This window comes from Candidatus Culexmicrobium sp., assembly GCF_058356305.1.
Genome location: NZ_JBTVBB010000029.1, coordinates 58,802 through 83,313, shown reverse-complemented (window position 1 = coordinate 83,313; position 24,512 = coordinate 58,802). Strand labels below are relative to the sequence as shown.

Annotated in this window: 21 protein-coding genes and 2 pseudogenes; 10 read left to right on the top strand and 13 right to left on the bottom strand. The window is 36.3% G+C overall.

The features are described from left to right. The first annotated feature begins 21 nt into the window (after positions 1-21). Positions 22-609, top strand: a complete 588-nt coding sequence (locus tag ACW8TM_RS08445; protein WP_491532848.1) for a class I SAM-dependent methyltransferase — start codon at positions 22-24, stop codon at positions 607-609. Here the strand turns inward: ACW8TM_RS08445 and ACW8TM_RS08440 are convergent. Continuing rightward, positions 606-1,448 (bottom strand): GNAT family N-acetyltransferase, encoded by an 843-nt coding sequence (locus ACW8TM_RS08440; RefSeq protein WP_491532847.1) that lies wholly within the window; start codon positions 1,446-1,448, stop codon positions 606-608. The two genes, ACW8TM_RS08445 and ACW8TM_RS08440, sit on opposite strands and share 4 nt — an antisense overlap. A gap of 239 nt (positions 1,449-1,687) precedes the next feature. Here ACW8TM_RS08440 and ACW8TM_RS08435 point away from each other — a divergent pair, with 239 nt between their 5' ends. Further along, positions 1,688-1,921: a U6 snRNA-associated Sm-like protein LSm6 gene (locus ACW8TM_RS08435; RefSeq protein ID WP_491532846.1), complete on the top strand. Its 234-nt coding sequence runs from the start codon at positions 1,688-1,690 to the stop codon at positions 1,919-1,921. 56 nt (positions 1,922-1,977) lie between these two features. On the opposite strand, the gene ACW8TM_RS08430 is transcribed toward ACW8TM_RS08435, so the two are convergent. After that, complete coding sequence (locus tag ACW8TM_RS08430; RefSeq protein ID WP_491532845.1) at positions 1,978-2,394, bottom strand: hypothetical protein; 417 nt, start codon at positions 2,392-2,394, stop codon at positions 1,978-1,980. A gap of 206 nt (positions 2,395-2,600) precedes the next feature. On the opposite strand from ACW8TM_RS08430, the gene ACW8TM_RS08425 reads away from it, so the two are divergent. After that, on the top strand, positions 2,601-3,821 hold the full coding sequence (locus tag ACW8TM_RS08425) for a methionine adenosyltransferase (protein ID WP_491532844.1): 1,221 nt from the start codon (positions 2,601-2,603) through the stop codon (positions 3,819-3,821). On the opposite strand, the gene ACW8TM_RS08420 is transcribed toward ACW8TM_RS08425, so the two are convergent. Together ACW8TM_RS08420 and ACW8TM_RS08415 are read right to left on the bottom strand one after the other, a co-directional pair. Continuing rightward, positions 3,795-5,864, bottom strand: a complete 2,070-nt coding sequence (locus ACW8TM_RS08420; protein WP_491532843.1) for a DUF460 domain-containing protein — start codon at positions 5,862-5,864, stop codon at positions 3,795-3,797. The two genes, ACW8TM_RS08425 and ACW8TM_RS08420, sit on opposite strands and share 27 nt — an antisense overlap. 43 nt (positions 5,865-5,907) lie before the next feature. Then, complete coding sequence (locus ACW8TM_RS08415) at positions 5,908-6,783, bottom strand: RIO1 family regulatory kinase/ATPase domain-containing protein (protein ID WP_491532842.1); 876 nt, start codon at positions 6,781-6,783, stop codon at positions 5,908-5,910. A gap of 251 nt (positions 6,784-7,034) precedes the next feature. On the opposite strand from ACW8TM_RS08415, the gene ACW8TM_RS08410 reads away from it, so the two are divergent. Next, positions 7,035-7,343, top strand: coding sequence for an ArsR/SmtB family transcription factor (locus ACW8TM_RS08410; RefSeq protein ID WP_491532841.1), 309 nt, complete (start codon positions 7,035-7,037; stop codon positions 7,341-7,343). An 88-nt stretch (positions 7,344-7,431) separates the two neighbouring features. Here the strand turns inward: ACW8TM_RS08410 and pyrG are convergent. The 4 genes and pseudogenes from pyrG to ACW8TM_RS08390 all read right to left on the bottom strand — a co-directional run bounded on the left by pyrG (position 7,432) and on the right by ACW8TM_RS08390 (position 11,477). After that, a pseudogene (pyrG, locus tag ACW8TM_RS08405) lies at positions 7,432-9,073 on the bottom strand (CTP synthase). 59 nt (positions 9,074-9,132) lie between these two features. Beyond that, a complete protein-coding gene (locus tag ACW8TM_RS08400; protein ID WP_491532840.1) occupies positions 9,133-9,930 on the bottom strand; it encodes an NAD+ synthase in 798 nt (265 codons plus the stop codon). Between the two features lie 42 nt (positions 9,931-9,972). Next, positions 9,973-10,746 (bottom strand): metallophosphoesterase family protein, encoded by a 774-nt coding sequence (locus ACW8TM_RS08395; RefSeq protein ID WP_491532839.1) that lies wholly within the window; start codon positions 10,744-10,746, stop codon positions 9,973-9,975. Beyond that, complete coding sequence (locus ACW8TM_RS08390; RefSeq protein WP_491532838.1) at positions 10,743-11,477, bottom strand: RAD55 family ATPase; 735 nt, start codon at positions 11,475-11,477, stop codon at positions 10,743-10,745. The genes ACW8TM_RS08395 and ACW8TM_RS08390 overlap by 4 nt, the downstream gene beginning before the upstream one ends. Before the next feature lie 440 nt (positions 11,478-11,917). Between ACW8TM_RS08390 and ACW8TM_RS08385 the strand changes: the two genes are divergently transcribed. The 3 genes from ACW8TM_RS08385 to ACW8TM_RS08375 are packed head-to-tail and all read left to right on the top strand — an operon-like array spanning position 11,918 to position 13,825. After that, positions 11,918-12,355 (top strand): hypothetical protein, encoded by a 438-nt coding sequence (locus tag ACW8TM_RS08385; protein ID WP_491532837.1) that lies wholly within the window; start codon positions 11,918-11,920, stop codon positions 12,353-12,355. Positions 12,356-12,365: 10 nt separating this feature from the next. Next, a complete protein-coding gene (locus ACW8TM_RS08380; RefSeq protein ID WP_491532836.1) occupies positions 12,366-13,382 on the top strand; it encodes an adenylosuccinate synthetase in 1,017 nt (338 codons plus the stop codon). After that, the gene (locus ACW8TM_RS08375; RefSeq protein WP_491532835.1) at positions 13,382-13,825 is read left to right on the top strand and encodes an NUDIX hydrolase; all 444 of its coding nucleotides are present in this window, start codon (positions 13,382-13,384) and stop codon (positions 13,823-13,825) included. Before ACW8TM_RS08380 ends, ACW8TM_RS08375 begins: the two co-directional genes overlap by 1 nt. Here the strand turns inward: ACW8TM_RS08375 and ACW8TM_RS08370 are convergent. Beyond that, positions 13,808-16,357 (bottom strand): M14 family metallopeptidase, encoded by a 2,550-nt coding sequence (locus tag ACW8TM_RS08370; protein ID WP_491532834.1) that lies wholly within the window; start codon positions 16,355-16,357, stop codon positions 13,808-13,810. The two genes, ACW8TM_RS08375 and ACW8TM_RS08370, sit on opposite strands and share 18 nt — an antisense overlap. A 143-nt stretch (positions 16,358-16,500) precedes the next feature. Here ACW8TM_RS08370 and gatD point away from each other — a divergent pair, with 143 nt between their 5' ends. The 3 genes from gatD (at position 16,501) to ACW8TM_RS08355 (ending at position 20,336) form a co-directional block, all read left to right on the top strand. Then, positions 16,501-17,775 carry a Glu-tRNA(Gln) amidotransferase subunit GatD gene (gene gatD, locus ACW8TM_RS08365; RefSeq protein WP_491532877.1) on the top strand — a complete coding sequence of 425 codons (1,275 nt, stop codon included), beginning with the start codon at positions 16,501-16,503 and terminating at the stop codon, positions 17,773-17,775. An 11-nt stretch (positions 17,776-17,786) separates the two neighbouring features. Further along, the gene (gene gatE / locus ACW8TM_RS08360) at positions 17,787-19,697 is read left to right on the top strand and encodes a Glu-tRNA(Gln) amidotransferase subunit GatE (RefSeq protein WP_491532833.1); all 1,911 of its coding nucleotides are present in this window, start codon (positions 17,787-17,789) and stop codon (positions 19,695-19,697) included. A 480-nt stretch (positions 19,698-20,177) separates the two neighbouring features. Next, positions 20,178-20,336, top strand: coding sequence for a hypothetical protein (locus ACW8TM_RS08355; protein WP_491532832.1), 159 nt, complete (start codon positions 20,178-20,180; stop codon positions 20,334-20,336). A gap of 267 nt (positions 20,337-20,603) precedes the next feature. On the opposite strand, the gene ACW8TM_RS08350 is transcribed toward ACW8TM_RS08355, so the two are convergent. The 4 genes and pseudogenes from ACW8TM_RS08350 to ACW8TM_RS08335 form a co-directional block, all read right to left on the bottom strand. Next, positions 20,604-21,059: a hypothetical protein gene (locus tag ACW8TM_RS08350; RefSeq protein WP_491532831.1), complete on the bottom strand. Its 456-nt coding sequence runs from the start codon at positions 21,057-21,059 to the stop codon at positions 20,604-20,606. Positions 21,060-21,220: 161 nt separating this feature from the next. Then, complete coding sequence (locus tag ACW8TM_RS08345; RefSeq protein ID WP_491532830.1) at positions 21,221-21,823, bottom strand: M48 family metalloprotease; 603 nt, start codon at positions 21,821-21,823, stop codon at positions 21,221-21,223. A gap of 122 nt (positions 21,824-21,945) precedes the next feature. Further along, entirely contained in the window at positions 21,946-23,010 is a 1,065-nt protein-coding gene (locus ACW8TM_RS08340; protein WP_491532876.1) for a DNA topoisomerase IV subunit A, read from the bottom strand. Positions 23,011-23,017: 7 nt separating this feature from the next. Beyond that, positions 23,018-24,496: pseudogene (locus ACW8TM_RS08335) on the bottom strand (DNA topoisomerase VI subunit B); the annotation flags it as partial. Between the last annotated feature and the right edge of the window lie 16 nt (positions 24,497-24,512).

Genomic DNA, 24,512 nt, shown 5'->3' with positions numbered 1-24,512 from the left:
ACAATTTAAAGCTGGAGGCCCATGGAAAACAAAAAACAAATAATCATAAAATATAATACAACATGGAAATCCTACGATGAATTATATGGAGAAGAACAGGACAGAAAATATAATATAATACTCAACCACCTCCCCCAAGCAAACAATATAGGAAAAATTATAGACTTAGGATGCGGAACAGGAAACTTCATAAACAAAATAATAAGCAAAGCAAACTACATAATAGGAATAGACATATCCAAGAACATGCTAATAGAAGCAGAAAGAAAAACGAAAAAATACAACTGGAAAAAATCACTAGTAATAGCAGATGTAGAAGCAATCCCAATAAAAAACAATAGCATAGATTATGCCTTCGCCATAACAATACTACAAAACCTACCAAACCCAACCAGATTCCTAGAAGAAATCAATAGAATCTTAAAGAAAAAGGGAAGAGCCGTAGTCACAGCACTAAGAAAAGTCTATCAACCCAAAAAAATAGACAAGATAATTAAATCAAATAAGAAATTTAAAATAAAAAAGGTAATTAACCTAGAAAACATTGCAGATATAATAGTGTTTCTCCAAAAAAGCATTGAAAGTCAAATAGCCACGTCTAAGTCTTAAATGCTTATGCTCTTCCTAACTCTAAACTCTACCTCATAAACCCTAAAACCTTCATTCAAGAATAACTGAACCACCCTATCAAACTGAGAATCAACCGAAATACAAATCTCCTTCAAACCAAACTTCTCAGCCAATATTCTTAAAGCTGAAATTAAACACCTAATATCACTTGGATTATTAACATCTCCCACTGCAGCATAGTCAACATATAACTCGTAACCCTCAACGTAACACTCAATATAACAAGCTAAAACATCATTTTCAAATACTGCATAGCACTTCTTTTCAAGCTTACAGTTCAAAGATTTAAGTAGACGACGCATTAGCCTATTCCACCAAACAAGAGGCTTTAAGTGACGATGGAAAACAGCACTAACATCATAATTTTGAATCTCCATGCTATCAACATTTCCGTGAACCTTGACTCTAGTTAAGTTAGCGGTTAAATTCAAAGTTGAACCGGTAATCCGATATCCACGTTTCAAGTAAAAGTTTAACGCTACAATATCACCAGACTTAACACTCAACTCTACATGTTTTATATTGTTAGAAGCCATAATATGCTCTACATAATTTAAGAGCGCAGTTCCAATACCATTACCCCTATAAGATGGATGAACAGCAATCTCATCGATATATCCAGTCGAAGGGGAACAAATAAAGGCAATAATATAACCAATGATCTCACCTTTACCAGCTAGTTCGGCAACAAATAACATTACATTCCTATTACTCATCTTAGATGAAACATCTACTAAGCTTTGATACCATTCTTTATCTTCTTCATCAATATATGGTATTGCACTCTTATGAATAGCAAAAAGCGATGTAATCTCCACTGAAGATGCAGGTCTTATTAAAAACTCTAACTTACCCTTATTATTACTAATTAGTCAAGAAATCATAATTCTCCCAACCATTAAAGGCGGACTCTTTCACCTCAACCTCCAATGAAGAAGGAAAAACAAGTATATAAGTTTCACGTTAAAAAACAAAGCTTCAACCATAAGGAAAACAAAAACTATATATAACATCCAGTAAAGTTAAAGGACGATAACAAAGATTGTGAGGGGCGAATTTGCGGAGTGAACCTTTAAAGCTTCTTAATCGAGCTGTAAACAGCAAGGTTATAGTAAAACTAAAAAGCGGTCATGAATACGTAGGAATACTTGAAAAATGCGACAATTGCATGAATCTAATATTATCTGACGCAGAAGAAACAAATGATGGAGACCCAATTACGAGATACGGTAAAATATTCATTAGAGGAAACAATGTACTATACATAAAAATTGAAACTCCAATAATATAACTGAAATTTAGATCTTAGACAATATTCATAGTTTAAGGTCATTTCAAGAGTCCATATTACCAAACAGTTTCTGAAAACTCAGTTATCAACCCTTCAATTGGTATAGCGTAGGGCTTTAACTTCTCAACGATTATTGAACGAATAACCTCCTCATAATCACTATAGACACACCATAAATCTAAACCTTTAAGTTTCTGGCAACCAACCAAATATTTTATTTTCTCACCAAACAAGACACCCTCCACTTCAATTAAACTATCATCTTCACTAAAAATTGCTGGTCGATAGTCATAGATATCACATGGCGGGTATTCATCAGTCACTGATGAAAATTCATATAGAACTAGACCATCAGTAAATCTAATTGTGACCATTCTATTATAAAAGTCAATTAAATACCATATTGCCTCCGGCTTCAACTGCTCTAAAATTTTTTCACATTCATCCCAAGTATTAATTGTCGCGATCAACACACCTCTCACCTCGAATATAAGATAAAGTTTTAGAGTTTAAATACTTTGCATAAATATATAGAATGACGATATGAAAAATATTCTCATTAGGAATATTTTTTTCAGAAAAAGGTAATATAAATGAAGTATACTGTGTGATTGTAACAATAAATCTTAAATGTGGTTAACATCAAGTAAAACCTTCAGAAATAATAGGTGTGTGAGAAATGGAAGAAGAAAGAAAAATGAATATTGAGCAACTTAACCAGAGAACCATCGAAGAATTAAACACAGAAATTGTAGAAAGAAAAGGACGCGGCCACCCTGATTACATTGCAGATGCTTCTGCAGAAAGTGTAAGTCTAGCCTTATGCAAATATTATATGGAAAAATTTGGCACAATTCTTCACCACAATGTTGACAAAGGATTAGTAGTGGGTGGAAGAGCAAATCCAATCTTTGGGGGAGGATGTGTAGAGGAGCCTATATATATAATAATTGCAGGAAGAGCAACAAGTCAAGTAATTAAAGACAAAGAAATAATAAGGATACCAGTGGGGTGCATAACAGTAAATGCAGTAAAGCAATTCATAAAAGAAAATTTCAGATACCTAGATCCAAATAAACATGTAATAGTAGACTACAAAATAAGACCAGGATCAGAAGACCTAGTAAAAGTATTCGAACTAGGGAAAAAAATACCATTAGCAAATGACACATCCTTCGGAGTAAGTTTCGCTCCTCTCTCACAAACTGAAAGACTAGTCCTAGAAACCGAAAAATATCTAAACTCAAAAAAAGTGAAAAAGGAATTACCAGAAGTAGGAGAAGATATTAAGGTTATGGGACTAAGGAGAAATAAAGAAATAGAGCTTACAATAGCAGCCGCCATGATAAGCCATTTAATACCAGACATGGACCACTATATAAGTGTAAAGGAAGAAGTAAAGAGAAGAATTGAAGATTTAGCAACAAAAATAACAGACTATCCAGTTAGAGTTAAAGTAAATTCCGCAGACAAAATTGAGAAAGGCTTGGTATATATTACTGTTACAGGAACATCAGCAGAAAGTGGTGACGATGGAAACACTGGAAGAGGAAATAGGGTAAATGGATTAATAACACCATGTAGACCCATGTCAATGGAAGCAACAGCAGGTAAAAATCCAGTTAGTCATGTAGGAAAAATATACAATGTAATAGCAAAGATAATTGCAAGCAGAATATATGAGGAAGTAAAGGGGATAAAGGAAGTATACGTGAAAATCCTAGGTAGAATTGGATGGCCCATAAACGATCCAATGCACATAGACGTACAAGCAATATTGGAACCAGGATACAAAATATCAGCAATTAAGGGAGACATCGAAGGAATTGTAAATGAAGAATTAAACAATATAACCAAAGTAACAGAGCTAATACTAAATGGAAAGGTTGAAATCTTTTAAATCTCCAACACGTTCTCTACGATACTCATCGAGAAGAGCCTTCAATCTACGTAACTCCCTCTCCTCAGACTTTCTAGCCAACTCCTCCTTAACCTTTGCAGATAAATTTTCAATCAAACTCCTCTTTGCAATCGGGAAATTATCAATCCAATTTAACTCAACGTCACTTGCAAGTAAAAAGGGAATCACATATTCCTCAAGTAATTCTAAAATATGTCCAGGGGGAGGAGAAGACCCAACAACACACTTAATCCTAAGTTTAGCCAATTCTTTTATAGCTTCATCATCAGCAACACTTAAATCATAAACATATAGGACATCATCTCGTCCAATATTGTATAAACGAATACTTCTAGACAGATCATCCTTAGTTAAATTTTTAACTGGTTTAAGGGCAATGAACGATCCACTCAAAATTTTAGCAAAAAACTCTCTCCACTTATCAATTTTATCCAACAACCTCTCTCGATCAGTATTAAGAGAAGTGACAAGTTTAGACAACTGATTAACCCTGGATTCAAGTTCTACAATTTCTCTTTGACACTTAATCTTTAAGGTAATATCACTTTGTAAAGACTTAATAATTTCTTCTAATTCCACAATTCTACGATTAAGCTTTTCTATTTTATCTAACAACTGTTTCCTTTGAGATAGTAAGGCTTGAACACGAGTCTTCTCAACCTTCAATCTTTCCTTTAACAACCTTACTTCTTCACTACTAGGAGGCTTAGGCTTAGCTTTTCTCTCTACTATCATTCTGCCTTTAACCTCCCTCACCTTATCCTTCGACTTTAATTTCTCAATAGCATCTTTAATGCTACAACCCTTAATTATAAGAGCTCTCAAATGCTTAATGGGTACGATTACATTAAGTTCACGTGCATGGGCCTCAGCTTGCTCAAACTTATTCTTAAATTTCATATAAGCCTTAACAGCTGCAGAAAGAGCATCCCTCATATGAGAATTCATTGTAACATGTAAGTGAGGCCTAAACTCATCCAAGTAATTTCTTATAATTGACTGCTTCTCAGTAGAGGTTAAACTTTGAGGAGGAGCAAACAAATTAGCATTCAACATAGAAGCTAGCTTCTGGACAAATGCAGGCGGAGGATTAACATCTGAAGCTATAAGAACAGGTTGACCATAATCAATAAGCATATTAATTAGAGCACTCCTACTTAAATGCCGCCTACTAGTCAACAATAGTAAGTTTCCAAACAAGTTTAAAACAGCCACTCCAGTAACTACACCAGGATCAACACCAACAATCAAATAGTCTCTAACCGTCAAAGAAGTAGGTAAATCTTTACCTAAAGGACGAAAATATAATTTAGAGCCATACTCTTTTCTTACTATAACTTTGACATCACCATAATCCTCAGACTTAACTAACCCTCTGATAACATCTAAAGGAGCATAAACTATAAAGAAACAACTATCAAATCCACTTCCACTCTTACGATAAAACATGTCGTAATCTAGACTATGTTCATCCAATAAACCCTTAATCTCTCTGGAAAGCCTCATAACAGAAAGCCTAATTTTACGCTTAAAACGATCCTCACTCATACCACCCTCGCCCGGCCTCCTTCTACGACAAACAATAATTCTAGACTCACCTCCAGACGGATACACAACATATCCTACATTCATCAAAGCCAGCCTAGCTGAAAACTCAGCTGCTTGTAATGGGGAAAGTTTACCAACAACACCTAAACCATACTCTTCTACTAGGACAGATAGAGACTTAAATCCACTAAAAGGAGAACCAGTAACTTGAACCAGCCTCAAAGAAGAAGGTAAAAGTGAAATAAATTTAATCAATTTACGTGTATTAGAGGCAAGTTCGTAGATGTTATCAATTGCTAAAATAGAAGGTTTGAACTTCCAAACAAGCTTAATAAGCTTCCTCCTACTAACACTCTCCAATCTATTAATAATCTTCCCATCCCTAAAAATAACAACAGCATATTTAGGTTGTCTTAAAGCTTGAGGAGAAAACATAGGCATTAAATCAACACCAAAGACTACACTATGAACCATAACGGTTAATCCCCACACTACACTAGTGTAAACTTAAGATCCATTACTCCCCTATAATATATTCAAACACACTATTAAAATCAACCTTAACTCTGAATCTACGCTCAAAAAAACGCGTAACATTAAAGACGTCGCGCCTCAAAAGAAAAAATGCACTGGGATGAACAGCAGATACAAATTGAGGCCAATCAATAATTAAAGGCTTAATCTCAGTAGTAACAATAATGTTATATTCAGATAAATCACCATGAACAATACCAACCTCCCTATAACTTTTCCTAATATTACTCAGAATATCATTTAAAAATCCCATTGGATCAGGCAAGAAGTCACAAATATATAATGGATCACCATCAATAAAACTCATAACAACAACATGCCTATTCCAAGCAATAGGCTTAGGTACACTAACCCCCCTAGGAAAAAGAAGTTTTAAAGCCTCAAATTCATTTCTAGCAGCCATCTTAGACTGAAGCAACCATGAAACCTTATCTTTATCAGCAACATAAGTCCTTACACGTTTAGTCTTCTTAAAACTCGTCCTGCCTAATCTATGAAACTTAACTGCAACCCTCTCACCTGAAGGTGTAATAGCATCATAAACATCAGCCTCCTTACCAATACCCAGGGGCTTACCAATGGCCTCAAGAATATTATTAGAAACCAGATAACTTAAAGCTAAACAGTCATAACCCCACCTAGTCAAACTATAACCCTCATAACCACCAAAACTCCTCCTAACCAAACCCAATCTACAGAGCTTACTCAAGTTCCTGGAAAGAAGAGAAGCATCAATTTTAATTCTCCTGGCAATAAAATCGATTGGAATAAATTCAAATCGAGACATTCCTCTCTCAAGAATCCGTAAAAGCTTGACATCATTCTCTCCAAGTAACTTAAATACAGTTATTGGAAGCATAAATATCAATGCGATAATATAAGGAATAATCTAATAAAACTGTAGCTAAAAAGAGTTGAATTAAAAACTTCAAACAGTATCTTTATTAGAAAAATATTTAAAACCTTAAAAACAAAAAGCTACCAAATCAAAAAAAGTTAAAACTAGATTTTTTTTAATGAAACTAAATTCTGAAAAATCGAAACATACAATAAATTTAAATACTTTAATGCATAAAAACACATTGAAGTAATAGTTTGGAGGTGGATTTCATGTCTACACCAAAAGGCGAAGTATATGAAGAAAATGGAATCTTAGTCGTCAAAGGCGAAGAAGTTGTAAACGTAGCATCAGCACTATCATCAGATACAAGACTGAAAATCCTTGAATTCCTTAGAGGAAGAGAAGCAGACATAGGACAAGTAGCAGAATTCATAAACCAAAGTAAAGCAAATGCAAGTGCACAAATGAGAATATTAGAAAAATATGGACTAGTAAAGACAACATACAAGCCTGGCATAAGAGGAGTAAAAAAAGTTTGTACAACAGACATAAAAGAAGTTAGACTTATCTTGGAATAAACACACTAACAGAGTAATAGTACCATTTAATAGCAAACATAATGCAAATAAGAAGAGAAGAAAAACTCTATTTTTATTGAAATTTAAGTTATTTCTTACGTGACAACCTATAATTCAATGCTGCTTCAACAAATCCAAGATAGGGCGGAGAAGGTCTTCCAGGCCTAGATTTAAATTCAGGATGAGATTGTGAACCCAAAAAGAATGGATGATCACTTAACTCTATAAATTCTATTCTCCTACCATCAGGGCTTCTACCTGAAAATATTAGACCATGACGTTGAAGTATACTCCAATAAGTAGGGTTAACTTCATATCTGTGACGATGTCTCTCATAAATTATTGTTTTTCCATATAACTTGTAAACTAGTGTTCCAGGTTCAATGACAATAGGATGAGCGCCAAGTCTCATAGTTCCACCTTTCTCAATAATACCTCTTTGCTCGGGGAGTAGATCTATAACAGGGTTAGGAGTATTAGGGTCATTCTCAGTGCTATTGGCATCCTTTAAACCAACCACATGACGAGCAAACTCTATAACTGCCATTTGAAAACCAAAACAAACACCCAAAAAGGGTATTTTATTCTCTCTAGCAAACTTTATAGCTAAAATCTTACCCTCCGTTCCCCTAGGACCAAAACCAGGAGGAACAAGGATGCCATCGTAGTTACGGAGTAACTCTAATTCTTCAGGTGACTCTTCAAAAATTTCAGTTTCAATCCAATCAATATTAACTTTAGTTTTAATGGCAGCTCCAGCATGTCTTAAAGCTTCATTTATACTAATATAAGCGTCTGCAAGCTTAGCATACTTACCACACATAGCGATTTTAACTTCATAATTAGTATTGATAAAGGATTCAACAATTCTTCTCCACTCACTCCAATCAGGCTTATTAGCCTTTAAGGCTAAACATTTACAAATATAATCACCCATACCCTGTTCGTCAAGAATGAAGGGAACCTTATAGACACAATCAACAGTATAAGAGGTGAATACAGCCTCTTCAGGGACACTGCCATATAATGCAATTTTACGCTTAGCGGCAGACTCTAAGGGAACACTACATCTAGCAACAATGACGTCAGGCTGAATACCAATTCTCCTTAACTCATTTACACTATGTTGACAGGGTTTAGTCTTCTGCTCACCAGTAACATCTAAAATTGGAACTAAAGCTACATGTACAAAAAGCGTATTGGAAGGTCCTTCCTCAAGCCTCATTTGCCTAATAGCCTCAAGGAATGGAAGACTCTCAATATCACCGACAGTTCCGCCAACTTCAACAATAACAATATCCACATTGCTAATTTTACCAGCTAAACGAATACGTCTCTTAATCTCATTGGTGATGTGAGGAACAACTTGTACACATGCACCTAAATAATCTCCTCTACGCTCCCTCTTAATAACAGTTAAGTAAATTTGACCAGTAGTAATATTGTTATCCCTGGGCAAATTAATATCCAAAAAACGTTCATAGTGACCTAAATCTAAGTCTATTTCCCCACCATCCTCAGTTATAAAGACTTCACCATGCATATATGGATTCATTGTTCCAGCATCAACATTCAAGTATGGATCAATTTTAACTGCAGTTACCTCATATCCTCTAACTTGAAGCATCTTACCAATTGAAGCTGCAACAACACCTTTAGGGGGGAACCCCTAAGTTCCCTTTCCCCACACTCGACAAAACTCCACCAGTAATGAAAATGAACTTAGTCAACACACCACCCCTCACTAACAAATCTTGTTTATACAAACAGTAACATAAAAAATTCACTATCAATAAGCAAAAGCTTCAGGAGGCATATATGCAATTGGAGGTAATCTTCGCTTATGCTTAGAAAACTCCATCATGGATTTAACCCTCAAAACCAAATCTAAAGAAACATTTAATTTCTCAGAAATTTCAGATACACTCAATCCTCTATCAACTAATAAATGCAATATAGGGTCAAGAACATCATAACTTATACCCAACTCCTCCTCTGCTAAATGATCTCTCCACAATCTAGGGCTACTAGGCTTTCTAAGAATATTCTCAGGAACCCCTAAAAATCTACCAAGCATTCTAACTTGAGTCTTATACAAATCACCTAGAGGTAGAATGTCTACACCACCATCACCATACTTAGTAAAATATCCAATTAAAAGCTCACTCTTATCACCAGTTCCAACAACAATCCTACCTTCCAAATTTGCATAATAATATAGAATACACATTCTTACCCTAGCCCTCAAATTTCCACAGGGAACATTAGCATTAAAATTAAAGTTGGGAAGCTCCTTCGAAAAAACCCTAACAATTGGATTTATATCAATCAAATAATAATTAACATTAAATTTCTCAGCAATATCGATGGCATCATCAGTATCCTCAGCTGGAGTAACCTCACTGTCAGGCATAATTAAAGCTAAAATTTTATCAGGCTTAAGAGCCCTAACACACAAATAGAAAGTCACAGTAGAATCAATACCTCCACTTAAACCTAAAACAACACCCCTAATAGGAGGATTAACATAGCTCCTAATAAAATTCTCAATACTCTTAGCTACAACCATCCCATTTATCCTCAACAATCCAATAACCCCAAATAAAGTAGATAAAGGAGAGATAAAATTTTAGTGAAAATCAACATTAAAATTACCCTTGAAAAACCTCATTAAATCCATTTGTCTTTCAATTTTCAAGGGTAAATCAAAAACAGTAATCCTACCAAATGCAGGTAGAGAAACATTAAAAATAACAGTAGAGTTCAATTGAACTCTATTCACCTTAGATTTATGTGCATGGCCATGAATAACCACTGTTGGCTTCCTCGAAAATATGATATCTTCAAACCTTCTACAGCCCATTTCAGGCCAAATATATCTAGCCTCACCACTCAAAGTCCTATAAGTTGGAGAGTAATGGAGAAGGAGAATTGAGAAATCATAATCTACAGCTCTAGAAAGTAATTGATCAATTAAAGAGACTCTACGTGCATATAACTCTTGGATGTTACTAATATTCCTCAACTGCCACTTAGTGGGTCTATCTAAACTACCACGACTACCCACAACATATAGCTTAAAGCCAGAAATACTTAAGTCAACTGAAGAGTCATTAAGCCAAATTACCTCATCAGCATAATCCCTCTCCAAAATAGGAATAACTTCATCATACTCCTCATTACCAAAACAGCCAACAATTAAACCATCATAAACCCTCCTAACAGCCTCCAAAACATCCTTAAACCCTTCAACACTCCCCCTCAAAATCATATCGCCAGCAAATAAAAACAAGTCAATATCACTAGTTAAAAATGAAAGTGCATCAACAAACTGAGGAAAATATTTAGGTGAATGGACATCAGCTACAGCAGCTATTCTCAACCTAGAAGACTGAGTAATCATAGCCCTCCACTAGCACTCATTAATAATTCACTTAAAGGAGGACCAAAAACAATACCCTTACCTGGGACAATATCATAGGTATATATGGTCATATCAATAGGAGACCAACGCATCTTCCTAACATAAATTGTCCTTACATGCTTACCATTAATTCTGGTCAATCCAAGAACAATAATTCCCGAAGCTAAAAATTCCTCTACACCATATCTACTAAGGGAATCAGAGCCAGTTGGAATATCACATGTAACTAATGTAGTACACCCAAGCTCCTCTTCTAAATATGCAACAATCTCTCTAACATACTCCCTAACCCACATCAAATCTCCAGCACCTTGAGCTAAAGCAGAAATTGGGTCAAGTACAAGTCTACTAATAGGCTTACGGCGAGTATATCTTGAAATCACATTGATAAACGCCTTAGACTCCTTACCATGCCTTAAATCTTCAGTTCTCAATCTAATTTCAAAGGGAATTAGATTTCCCTGCTTAATATACTCCTTAAAACTCCAACCTAAACTAGTAGCACCCGTCAATACATTTTGAATACGCTCATCAAAAGAAACATATACACAGTTCTCCCCATTCTTTAAACCATGCATAATGTATTGAAGTGAGAAAATAGTTTTTCCAACCCCAGTTTCACCCGCAATAAGATAAGTCCTACCCTTAATAAAGCCTCCACCAATCAATTCATCCAACTTTGGAATCCCGGTAGATATTCTTTCAAGCATATTCTACACCCACAATACAACACATCTACTCAAACCACACTATACCTTAGATAAAAATTTAACCATTTACCCTAATATATTAAGTGGCGGATGAAGAATGAAAAGTAGAGAGCAATGCGATGATCCCCGACGGGCGAACTGACGCCAACTCATATGAACCTTAGTCCTCCAAAACTCCTCTAAAATCAATCCCATATCATACATTGACTGAAATTCAATAAATTAACAATCCTACATGGACATTTTCCTTATCTACTCAGTCAATACCCCTCTAGTCAACATTTTCAATCTAATATCAGAACATTAATAATTTCTCCATAACCTAAAACTAGAGAAAAAACTACAATCATCATATCGACCCATAACATCAATCTAAAATGAATTAACATGCTATAGAACAATTTAAAAATCTTAAAACACAATTAAAAGAGGGAAACTTTATGGCCGAAGTTAGTAGAATAGAAGAATTAAAGAAACGTGGTGAATTAATTGTCGAAGCACCACTAGAAATAATACGTGAAGCAGCAAAACTCACCCTTGGAATATCAGTAATGGAATTAAGAGAAAATGACAAGATAATATTCACATATGAAAGCCCAGTATGTCCACCAAGAATAATAGCTAGAGAGATAGAACCAGGAAAATATCATATAATATCATCAAACAAGTGTACAATTAGCGACTGCCCCTATTGGGAGAGATGTGCAAGAATAGATACAGAAAGGCTTAGAATTTTTGAAATAGCATTAAACAAGCTACTAGGCAAAAAGGGGAAGATTACATCAAGATATGAGTGGCTGCCTGAGAGAGTGAAGGAAGAAGAACTTGAAAAACTAATTGACAGATTAATTAGAAGACCTAAACCAGAAGAATTATGATGGTGAAAATATGCCATGCACCGTTATTGTAGGTGGATTCTTTGGAGATGAAGGAAAAGGAAAAATAGCATCATACCTAGCAGTAAAAGACAAAATAGACATAACAGTTAGAACGGGATCAGTAAATGCAGGCCACACAGTGGTATTGGGAAACAAGAGGTATAAATTAAGAATCATTCCAAGCACCTTCATATATGAAAAATGTAGACTATTAATAGGAGCAGGAGCAAACCTAAACATCTCCATATTCCTAAAAGAAGTAAAAGAAACAAAAAGTGAAAAAAGAGTTGGAATAGACTTTCAGACATCAATAATCGAAGAAAAACATATCAAGGAAGATAGAGGAAATGAATATTTGTCCAAGAAAATAGGCACTACAGGACAAGGAGTAGGACCAGCAATAGCTGAAAGAGTTAGAAGAAAAGCGAAACTAGCAAGGGAAATAGAAGAATTAAAACCATACCTTACAGATGTAGCTCTAGAAGTAAATAAAGCATTAAACATAGGTAAAAAGGTGTTAATAGAAGGAACTCAGGGAACCTTCTTATCACTATATCATGGAACCTACCCATATGTAACAGGAAGAGATACAACAGCATCAGCCATATGTAGTGAAGCAGGAGTGGGACCAAAAAGAGTAGATGACATATTAATAGTCTTTAAATCATACGTCACAAGAGTGGGAGCAGGACCACTACCAAATGAATTAAGCCCGGAAGAGGTAGATAGAAGGGGATGGACAGAAATTGCAACAGTAACTGGAAGAAGAAGGAGAGCAGCACCATTCAACTTCGAGTTAGCAAAAAGGGCAGTAATGATTAACAGTGCCACACAAATAGCATTAACAAAACTAGACATAGTATATCCTGAATGTAAAGGAGCTAGAAGCTACAATGAATTAAGCATTAAAGCTAGAAAGTTTATAGAGGAAATTGAAAATAAGCTAGGTATACCTGTAACTCTAATTGGAACTGGAGAAGAAGTATATGATATAATCGACTTAAGAAGAGAAAAGCTGGAAAAATAATGAGAAGAAGATACCCCAAACACCCTATAATGAGTGTAGGAGCAATTATAATTGAAAAAGATAAAGTACTCCTTATAAGAAGAGCCGCCCCACCAGGAAAAGGATTATGGGCAGTGCCAGGAGGCACAGTAAGGCTGGGTGAAAGACTAGTAGATGCAGTGAAAAGGGAAGTGAAAGAAGAAACAGGACTTGAAATAGAAGTAGGAAGACTAGTTGACCTAGTGGAAGTTTTAGTAAAAGATGAAAAAGGTAGAATAGAATATCACTATGTAATTGCAGATTATGAAGCAAAAATTATTGGAGGAAAATTAAAGGCATCATCAGATGCACTAGAAGTAAAATGGTTTAATCTAAATGAAGTAGACAAAATAAAGACAACAAAAAGCACCAGAAAAATATTAAGGAAAATACTGGAAGAGAGAAATTTAAGCATAGGTAAATAATGTATTGAAGAATAATTTAAACGTACCATGCATTTGTGCTCTAAACTGAGGTCTAAATGCCATTAACACTATTTTACCCTTATCATACCTAGCTGAAATCATTGCTGGCTTACGGCTTAAACGCTCCTCACCAATAAGCCATCCACTCTGCATGATATCTCGCTCTGGATATGAAGCTACAACCTCATACAACTCATTATTGTATGAAGGTAATATTTGGAGTATAGGGCTGTTATGGAACAGTACATATGCTCTCCTAGGCATACCATAGCCAAGCACATGTTCCGTATCAACATTAACCTTCAACATTGAACCAGGACAGAAGAATTGTTTAGGCTCAACCTCCAGTGATAAATCTTTTATCGGTAATTTAAAGGAAGTTATTGCAAATTCACAAGCCCTATTAAAGGTTACTAGTACACCGCCATTCTTTACAAACTCCTTAAGCTTTTCAACACCCTCCTTCTTCAAACCACTCCTATATTCAGGGGGAATAGGCGGCAAAACAATTGGGCGTTTAAGTCTCTTAGACAATTCCTCTTCAATATTCTCACCAGTAATCATACATGGATAATCACTAGGAAGAATTAGTAAATCCACCTTGTCAGCTAGGTTACCCTCAACAATGTCTTTATCCTTAATAACCTCAAATGGAAATCCATACTGTTCAAGTAGCCATCTAGTCCAGCCTTCATCCATATTCCCACCATAGTATCTCTGATAAATTCCTACTCTCAGCCGCTTAACTTCCCTTAACTCAACATTCAATTCACTAGTTAACGGATAGAAGTCTAAGTGATATAGATCACTAGCCTCTTGAAGCCTCTCTAAAACTCCATCCTGACTTGGAATATAAAAGGTTCCTGATGGAAATGTAATACCATCAACCATCAACTCTCCAGCAATCCTATAAACCTTGAATCCCTCTGAAAGTAGAAGATTTACAGCCTTAAAGCTATCATTATACCTTGTATCCAATAAATAGCCAATCTTGGATTCTTCAATCTTATAGACTGGATACTCCAACTTTTTAACCAATTGAAAAGCACCTTCAAACTTCTCTTCAATAGCCTCCACCTTCACACCCATGTAGTCAGGTATAGTATAGGTGGCAATATCATACGGTCTTATTGGTGTTCCATCCCTAGCCCTAGTCCACTCATTATCAGGATAAATAGTCTTCTCTAAAACATACTTTATGAAAGCTCTCGCAGGCTGAGAAGTAAAGATTACATAGGTTCCAGCAGGATAAGTCTTTCCACCAGCCCTAAAGGACTTCTTAGCTCTATGAACTCTTATGTCAAGTCTTAATAATATTTCAATTAACTTCATCATAGTTAATGGGTCATGCTGATCCAATGGAAGCACAAATGCATAGGGCGGCTCCTTCAATCCCCTCTCAATATTCCTCTTAGCTTTAATATACATGTTCCTAAGCAATGTTTCTCTAAGCTTAGCAGCCAATTCAAGGGCAGCTAAATTAGAAATTTTCTGTTGCTTTACAATATCTCTTAGCCTCCACCAACCACCAGGCCATGGATTTGGAAAGCTCATTTGAGGTCTATCAGCAGCTCTACCCCTATGACCGGTAAGTTGATGATGATGGATATATATTGGAGTTGCAATTTTAACTGTAGCTGACTCAGTGAGCATACCAACTATATTTAGAAAGTTGGCTAGATTAAGGAAAGATGCAGTCCACTCAGCAGTAAATGGCGGTCCACCCTCCACTCCCCTTATACCAGCCTCCTCCAATTTGACCGCCATATATGCACCAAACATTTGATGTTCACGCCAAACTAATGGATCAATTTCAGGGCTTATTGGATCATACCATGGAGGAATGTAGAATCTAGCGCCATAACTACCCATGTGATGATTATCAATATATGCTTGAGGCTTCCACTGCTTATATACTACTTCAGCAAACATTTGAGACTCCCTTTGAGTTAACATATATGCATCCCTATTATTATCATGACCACAATACTTATGGTAAAGCCATGGAAGACGAGTTCCCTCATACTCAGTTCCAAGCCACTTATAATACCAATCAGTAACCATTACTTGTCCATCTGGATTAAAACATGGAAATAACAGTACAATTACATTATCTAAAATCTCCTTAACCCTCGCATCTTCACTAGTAACAAGCTCATAAGCCAACTCAACTGCCATTTGAGTGCCGCCAACCTCAGATGCATGTAAACTGTTGGTTATAGCCACTACAGCCCTACCCTGCCTAATAAGCCTCTCAGCCCTCTCCTCAGTTAATCCAATCGGAGTAGCCAAAGTATATGAAATTCTTCGATACTTCTCAAGATTCCTCAAGTTTTTCGGTGAGGAAATATAAGCCAATAGAAATGGATTTCCCTCAGTAGTCTTACCAAGCTCTACAACCTTAATTCTATCCGACAATTTATCCAGCAGATAGAAATACTCTACAATTTTGTCCCATCTTGCAAGTTTCCTGTCTTCACCCATCTCAAAGCCGAAGAATTCTTTGGGAGAAGGAATTTCTTTACTAGCCATAAAGACCCCAAATAGGCTATATTCTAGTATTAATTTATCTATTTCGAAAAACAAGATTAATAGTGAACGAGGCGATATTATTGGAGAGACTTGAAGGATACAGAGGAAAATCGCTTAAAAAATTATTAGAAGTCAAAGCGGCCATAGGAGATAGAATAAAAGTTACTGGTAGAAACTTCACTTATGAAGGTATTTTGATGCCAAGAGCAGGAGTATGCGACGATAAACATATAGTAATAAAACTGGATAATGGTTACAACATAGGAGTAAAAGTGACGCCAGACTTAAGAATTGAAGTTATAAGAAGAAGAAAAATAAGAGAAACAGAAAGGAAAGGAATTATTAAAAAGCATAGAAATTTACCTAAAGTCTCAATAATAAGTACTGGAGGAACCATAGCAAGCAGAGTGGACTATAAAACTGGAGCAGTATACCCAGCATTAACAGCTGAAGACCTATACTATGCAGTTCCAGAACTAGAGAAAATAGCAGAAATAGATGCGGAAATCTTATTCAGCATATTTAGTGAAAACATGACGCCAAAACACTGGGAAAAAATAGCGGAGAAAGTAGCAGAGAAGATTGAAGAAGGATTTGAAGGAGTAGTTATAGCCCATGGAACAGACACCATGGGCTATACAGCTGCAGCATTAAGCTTCGCACTTCAAAAACCACCGATACCAATAGTACTAGTTGGTTCACAAAGATCATCAGATAGACCATCATCAGATGCTGCAATAAACTTAATGTGCGCCACCATAGTTGCAGGAAGAGCACCCTTCGCAGAAGTAGTCGTAGTAATGCATGGAAGCTCAAGCGATGAATATTGTCTAGCCCATAGAGGCACCAAAGTTAGAAAATGCCATACAAGTAGAAGAGATGCATTTCAATCAATAAATACAGAACCCCTAGCTAAAATAACAATTAAAGGAGAAGTAGAAATATTAACAAAGGAGTACAATAAAAGACGAAAAGATAGAAAAGTTGAGTTAAAAGCAAAATTCGACCCTAAAGTAGCATTAATAAAAACTTATCCAGGAATGACAAGTGAAATAATAGACTTTCTAATAGACAAGAAATATCATGGAATAGTAATAGAAGGCACAGGTCTAGGACATACACCAGAAAGACTATTCCCAGCAATAAAAAGAGCAATAGAAGAAGAAATACCAATAATAATGACGTCACAGTGCCTATGGGGAAGAATAAACATGAACGTCTATAGAACAGGGGTAGAACTATTAAATATGGGGGTAATACCAGGAGATGACATGCTACCAGAAACAGCATATGTCAAATTAATGTGGACACTAGCACAAACAAGAAACCTAGAAGAAGTAAGAAGAATAATGTTAACTAATATAGCTGGAGAAATAAATCCAAGATCATCACACAAGTACTTTTATTTCAAACAATAAAGGGTGAAAAAATGAGAGAAATAGACTATAACAAGGTGGGTTTAAAAGTAGGATTAGAAATACACCAACAACTAGACACAAAACATAAGTTATTCTGCAACTGCCCCACCATACTAAGAGATGATCCACCTCATAGGATCATAATCAGAAAACTTAGACCAACCCAAAGCGAACTAGGAGAAATAGATCCTGCAGCCCTCTTCGAATTCAAGAAGGGCAGAACATACATGTATGAAACATACGACGACACCATATGCCTAGTAGAGCATGATGAAGAACCCCCACACGACCTAAACCCAGAGGCACTAGAAATAGCACTACAAATAGCATTAATGCTAAACGCAAAACCAGTAGACGAAGTACATGTAATGAGAAAAATAGTAATAGACGGCTCAAACACAACTGGCTTCCAAAGAACAGCAATAATAGCAATGGGAGGATACATTGAAGATGAAGAAGGAAAAATAAGAATAAAAACAATATGCCTAGAAGAAGAAGCTGCAAGAAAAATAAAGGAAGAAGACAATAAAGTATACTATAGATTAGACAGACTAGGAATACCATTAATAGAAATTGCAACTGCACCAGAAATCAAAAACCCTGAACAAGCAAGAAGAATAGCATTAAAAATAGGGCAGATAATGAGAGCAGCAGGAAAAGTAAAAAGAGGAATAGGAACCATAAGACAAGACCTAAACATCTCAATCCAAGGAGGAGCAAGAATAGAAATAAAAGGCGTTCAAGAACTAAACCTAATACCAAAAATAATAGAACTAGAAGTACAAAGACAAGTGAACCTACTAGAAATAAGGGATAAACTAATATCAAGGGGATTAAAAGAAGAAGAATTAAAACTAGACTACAAAGATGTAACAGAAATATTTAGGAATACGAATTCAAAGTTAATTAGAAGATTAATAAGAAAAGGTGCAGTAATATTAGCATTAAAACTACCCAAATTCGCAGACCTACTAGGAAGAGAAATACAGCCAAACCGCAGACTAGCAACAGAAATGGCTGAAAGAGCAAAATTCTGGAGTGGAATTGGAGGAATTATTCATACAGATGAGCTACCAAAATATGGAATAACAATTGAAGAAGTAATAAAACTTAAAAAAGCAACACAAGCTGGAGAGGAAGATGCAGTAGTAATGGTTGCTGGGGAAAAAGAAAACTGTATTGAAGCATTAAAATCAGTACTAGAAAGAGCAATAGAAGCATTAAGGGGAGTACCAGAGGAAACACGTGCAGCCAACAATGATGGAACAACAAGATATAGTAGACCAATGCCAGGAGCAGCAAGAATGTATCCAGAAACAGATGTAAGACCAATACCAATAACACAAGAATACATTGAAAAACTAAAGAAAAAACTACCAGAAACCTATGAAAAGAAAATTGAAAGATACATAACGAAATATGGGTTAAGTGAAAAGTTGGCAAGAGAAATAGCAAACTCAGAAAAAGTAGAATTATTCGAAGAAATAGTAAGGGAAGTAAAGATTCCACCAACAATAATAGCATCAACCCTAGAATACACACTGAAAAGCTTGAAGAGAGAAGGAGTAGAAATAGATAACATCAGCAACAAAGATCTGAAGGCAATCTTCAAATACATAGAGCAAGGCAAAATAGTGAAGGAAGCAATACCAGAAATACTAAAATGGCTAGCTAAAAACCCTGAGAAAAATGTAGACGATGCAATAAGGACACTAGGTATAGAATTAATTTCAGATGAGAAATTGGAGAAAATAATAGATGAAATAATCAGCAAAAACATCCAACTAATCAAAAATAGAGGAATGAAGGCAATAGGTCCAATAATGGGGGAAGTAATGAGAAAAGTAAGAGGAAAAGCAGATGGAAGAAAAGTAAATGAAATAGTCAAAAACAAAATAAGAAAGCAACTATCTAAAAAGTAATGATAAGGGCAAAACACCCCTACAAATCATTAACTCAAAAATTTCTAAGTATTTGACACTGAATATCCAGCTATTATTTAGCAAAGATTCTGAAAACTAACCAAGATAAATACTTTTAATCCCCTCTTTAATCGCCATTTCATACACTCCTATATCTCCAGTATATAATTTCTCCGCATCTACATATCTAGCTTAGGCTATTTGAGGAGTATCAGCCTCATATACCGCGTATTTTTCAACAATAGACCAACTTACTGTTAAATTTAATATGTTATTAACCATCATACATATTACATTATATTGAAGAAAACTAAACTATAAATCATAATTTCTACCCACAGAGTAGCTTCATGAACTTTCTATTTACAAGCTCGAGAATTGATATAAAAGCCGATAAGAAAACCGTTCATGGAATAACAGAGATAGAGAAGATAAAAAGTAGTGAGTAGAAGCTATACATGAATACCTTTCAAAGGGATTTTGTCTGAGTTGAAGATGATGTCAGGAATTTCTTTAATTCGATTTTTAAGGAAATACCCAATAGGTTCAGTAATCTTATGGCGACCCGCTGGCTACGATCCTGAGAGTGACCACTTTGCCGAACTCCTCGTTTCTTGGGTAGAAATGCATAAGGGCTGAGAAGTATCACATCTAGGACGAATAGATGAGCACCAGGAGCAGTACCCTCGAGACATACGAGTGCATCTCCAGGGCATCGGCGCGCTGAATGAACCGCTTTAAAACAAGCACTAGGACTAATTGGTTCGCCCTGGTACTTGAAGCTCAATACTAGTACTATCTAGTACCGTTTGGTACCCTAGAAAGTTTCAAGTACTAAACGGTACTAAATAGTACCAGTGAACATGAGCAGGCGAGATGGAAACTACGAATACAAGCAGATCAAGGTCAAGGTTGCCAAGCCTCTTTTAGGTATTTCTCCAGCTCCTCTTCACTTGACTTACCTAGGATGCCTACAAGGTCTTTCAGCTTCTCCCTTAGACTTCTCTCAAGGGTCATGAATTTTATACCATCTTTCTTAAGTTCACTCTTAAGCTCCTTAATCTGTTTTTTAGCTACATAACTAGCCACGTAGACAGGCTTGTATTTGACATCTGATATTCCGGGTCTGGAATAACCAAGCTTGAGTTTGCCTACTATGCTTTCAAGCTCAATAACATCTAAGGAAATTTCCCTTATAGTTCTAATGCGCTCTAAAGTAGATTTCCTTCTAGTATTCTCTAAATTATTTTCAAAATTCCCGGTGAGGCTCCCCGTCTCAACATGAATTATCTCTAGCACCTCCACTATGGCTCTTTTACCTCCCTTAAATTCCCTAGCCTCCTTTACTAGCCTTAACCCCAATACATCCGCCTCCTTATACTCCCCCTCCTTTCCCCGAGTTCAGTCTAACATTCGACAAAGCCAAATATCCTTTAAGTAACAACCATTCTAGAACCAGCTCTTCGACCCAATTCCTTGTAAGCGGCATGCTCATAACCCAGCAAGTTTAGCACTATCTAAACTTAATATCCCTGCTTCTCGTATTGTAAGATAATCCTAAGGATTTCATTCATTCTTTCACGCATTGTCATCACGGGTAATTTAACATCCAGTATTTCCCAAAGATGAGATGGTTTATCCAAATCATAATCTACCAATTTGTTAAGACAACTTATCGCCGCACTTTTATTGCCTGTCAAGAATATTGCCCATACATCAGCTTGCAACTCTTGTTGTTTAGTAATAGCCGCATCGAGTAGAAGCTCCCCCTGCATACATATCCATAGTCTCACAAGATCCCACATAAAACTAAGACCGCAGGCAACCAAATCTTCTTTTCCCAGTTCTCTAAGGAGCTCTCTCGGTAATTTAAGAAGCACAGCAAGTGGGAGATGGTTCTGATCTATATGAACAACTTCATGTGCTAAAACAAATTTGAGCCCCTCATCTGTCAGTGTATTGTTTAGACCCTCATTGATGTATATTTCACCTACAGGAACATTTAATATGGGCAATTTTAATCCTCTTGCACCTGCAATTATTTGAGGATCACTAATTACTTTAACAATCACTGCGGCACTTTTATTACCTAATCTTAATAAGAAATCGTTGACTAGGCGTTGCATCTCTTCCCTATTCGTTCCTCCTCTCCTCGTCTAGCTCAGAAATTCCATTCAATAAAAACAATATGAAAGCATTCACATTAATGTTATCCGGGGGCGCTTATGGGAACGTCTCTGTCTAATAATCAGCGACCAGAAACTTCTCTGAGTTTGTCTGGTAGATATTTTTTGACGATGTATGATAAACCGTATCTGCTAAAGCTTTGTTGTTCTGCTTTACGTTTAATTTTTAAGAATTCAGTTATCTCTCTCATCCAGAATGGATCTTGATATCTTGGGTCCCTCATTAGTAGACGTAGCCTATTTAAGTCCTCTGCAGTCATGGCATCTGTAGGTAATTTATATCGAACAATATCGGTGGCCCAGACGCCAAGCCATTTTGCATCGGGGGTGGTTAGCTCGGTTAAGTGGGCTGCGTTAGCTGAACCAGAAATGATGACCATGGCGATATGCATTCCCCAGACGTCGGCATCGGTTAGAATGTATACTGGTAGTCCAAGTTCTTCATTAAGCCTCCTTAAAAAGCGTCTGGTGGCTCTAGGTGCCTGGCCAGCAGTGTGAACTAGAATTGCATTAAACTTTTTGTGAACCTTTTCAGCAATAAACCTTGTAAATAAACCGCCAGTCTCAATTGCAATAACTTTGTCAGCATTACATTCAACGAACTCAGCAGTTAAAAGTGAGGGGCCAATCATTAATCCGTCAGGATGTGAAGCCAAGTTAATACGCTTACCATAATAGTCAGGGTCAAGTGAAGTATATTCGACGGTTAAATCTCCGAAAACAGCACTTCTCTCTTCAGGGAAAATCATGAAATCTTCACGTGGAGCACCGAGAATGGTTTCTAAATCAGCAACAACATCATTAGACTCCTGTTGACTCTTAAACTTAATATCGAAGGCCTCTGCATTATAATATAGATCTCTAAGAGTGGTGGGCTGATTAGCTAACATGGACTTATAGGCGAAAAATGCCACCCAAACAAGTTGTGTAAGAGCTCTAACTTGCCTAATATTGGCTGCACTACGAGTAACAAATTGATCTCCTAAAACAAACTGCCTTAACTCAGGGTCATAAATAATATTACTAGTTGTCCTACTTGGAATTTTAATTCTAGGAAACTCTCCACGAGCCAACTGATCATAAATAGTTAACCCAAACTCCCTCAACTTAGCCAGTATATTCTCCATGTGCTCCCTAGCCCTCTCTCTCAATTCTAGCAAACCCCCTAAACAACCTCGATACATCAGGTGGGGAAGGCTTACCAGCCAACTGAGTTGCAAATTCAGCGATCTTAGGGAGATACCTCTCAAGGATGTTAATTTTCTTCTTAATAGCAGCCCTCCTCTCCTTCTTCGTCAAATATAACCTGAGCTTTCTAGCACACATCTTTAAAGCCCATTCAATTTCATATGCAATTTCAGGTCTATCAGCAATATACTCTTTACCAACCGTCTTATATGGAACTTTAGTTGAGACAATATGAATAAAAATTGCAACTTGAGAGTTAATGTCAATCTTATATCTATTCCACTTAATAGAGCGTATAACCTTCATTGAAACATCGCTATGAGTGTCATATAGTAATGGAATCTTGTTGGCATATCTATACAAGTTTATTTCACCAGGCTTAGGAGAAGGGACATTCCCACCATAGGCAATAGCAGCCTCAACAATAAATGGATGACCAGAATAAGCTGAAGGTTTACGCTGAACAGCAACAACAAATTCAGGCTTCAATTCCTTCATTATACCCTTCTCAAGCAAGTTAGGGCCAATTGGAGATAAACATGAAGCATCAGGAGGAAGAAAATCGTTGAAGCGTCTCATAGCATTAACAATCTTAACAATTTCATCAGACTTTAAACTTTTAGGATCCTTCCTAGGATTAATCCTAGCAAATCTAAGAAACTTATAAGCAGTTCTCCTACCAACCCTATGGAAACTTGTAGCGATAAAATCAACTAGCCTCTTTGTTCTAGTCCTCTTAATAAGCCTCTTAAACAACTCCACGTCCACTCCATGAGGGTGAGGGCGCACTTCCTGTGGAGGTTTAGGCATTTCAGTGGTAGCCCTCTCGAAACGATAGAAAATACCGTCAGGTGCAATAAAGCTAATATTCGCATATGGAAGAATAATTGCAGTCTGCCTAAAATACTCTAAAATTCTAGGCTTAGCCCTAGAGTAATCACCTTCAAAGGTAAATTCAATAATAGTTCCATGCCAATAGGTTGGATTAGGAAGAGATTTAATTCCACCTCTTCGAAGAATAGGCTTATTATGCTGAATATCAATCATCAACTCACAGAAATACTTAGTTGGACCACCAGTACTAGTAATAATTTTAACTGGACTATGAGTAGTAATTTGACCATAAAGAATAGCCATCTTACCTCCAAGGCCAAAAGTACCTCTAGTCTGCCTTAAAACATACTTTGAGCCAAATAAAACTCTACCAAAAGCAGAGGCAATATACTCCTTAGGAACACCACAGCCATTATCCTCAACTCTAATCCTATAAACATTAACTCTATCCTGAGGAGTCAACCTAACGAAAATGTCAGGTAGAATACCGTGAGTCTCACATGCATCTAATGCATTCTCCACTAATTCCCTAACAATAGTATATGTAGCCCTAACTGGATTATCAAATCCAGCTATGTCCCGATTCCTATAAAAAAATCCGCTGGAC

Excerpts from the sequence above, each read along its gene's own strand:
- ACW8TM_RS08415 (WP_491532842.1), bottom strand. The coding sequence starts at position 6,783 with ATGCTTCCAATAACTGTATTTAAGTTACTTGGAGAGAATGATGTCAAG.
- ACW8TM_RS08385 (WP_491532837.1), top strand. The coding sequence starts at position 11,918 with ATGGCCGAAGTTAGTAGAATAGAAGAATTAAAGAAACGTGGTGAATTA.
- ACW8TM_RS08380 (WP_491532836.1), top strand. The coding sequence starts at position 12,366 with ATGCCATGCACCGTTATTGTAGGTGGATTCTTTGGAGATGAAGGAAAA.
- ACW8TM_RS08340 (WP_491532876.1), bottom strand. The coding sequence starts at position 23,010 with ATGGAGAATATACTGGCTAAGTTGAGGGAGTTTGGGTTAACTATTTAT.
- ACW8TM_RS08420 (WP_491532843.1), bottom strand. The coding sequence starts at position 5,864 with ATGGTTCATAGTGTAGTCTTTGGTGTTGATTTAATGCCTATGTTTTCT.
- ACW8TM_RS08390 (WP_491532838.1), bottom strand. The coding sequence starts at position 11,477 with ATGCTTGAAAGAATATCTACCGGGATTCCAAAGTTGGATGAATTGATT.
- ACW8TM_RS08425 (WP_491532844.1), top strand. The coding sequence starts at position 2,601 with ATGGAAGAAGAAAGAAAAATGAATATTGAGCAACTTAACCAGAGAACC.
- ACW8TM_RS08395 (WP_491532839.1), bottom strand. The coding sequence starts at position 10,746 with ATGATTACTCAGTCTTCTAGGTTGAGAATAGCTGCTGTAGCTGATGTC.
- ACW8TM_RS08445 (WP_491532848.1), top strand. The coding sequence starts at position 22 with ATGGAAAACAAAAAACAAATAATCATAAAATATAATACAACATGGAAA.
- ACW8TM_RS08345 (WP_491532830.1), bottom strand. The coding sequence starts at position 21,823 with ATGCAACGCCTAGTCAACGATTTCTTATTAAGATTAGGTAATAAAAGT.
- ACW8TM_RS08375 (WP_491532835.1), top strand. The coding sequence starts at position 13,382 with ATGAGAAGAAGATACCCCAAACACCCTATAATGAGTGTAGGAGCAATT.
- ACW8TM_RS08410 (WP_491532841.1), top strand. The coding sequence starts at position 7,035 with ATGTCTACACCAAAAGGCGAAGTATATGAAGAAAATGGAATCTTAGTC.
- gatE (WP_491532833.1), top strand. The coding sequence starts at position 17,787 with ATGAGAGAAATAGACTATAACAAGGTGGGTTTAAAAGTAGGATTAGAA.
- ACW8TM_RS08370 (WP_491532834.1), bottom strand. The coding sequence starts at position 16,357 with ATGGCTAGTAAAGAAATTCCTTCTCCCAAAGAATTCTTCGGCTTTGAG.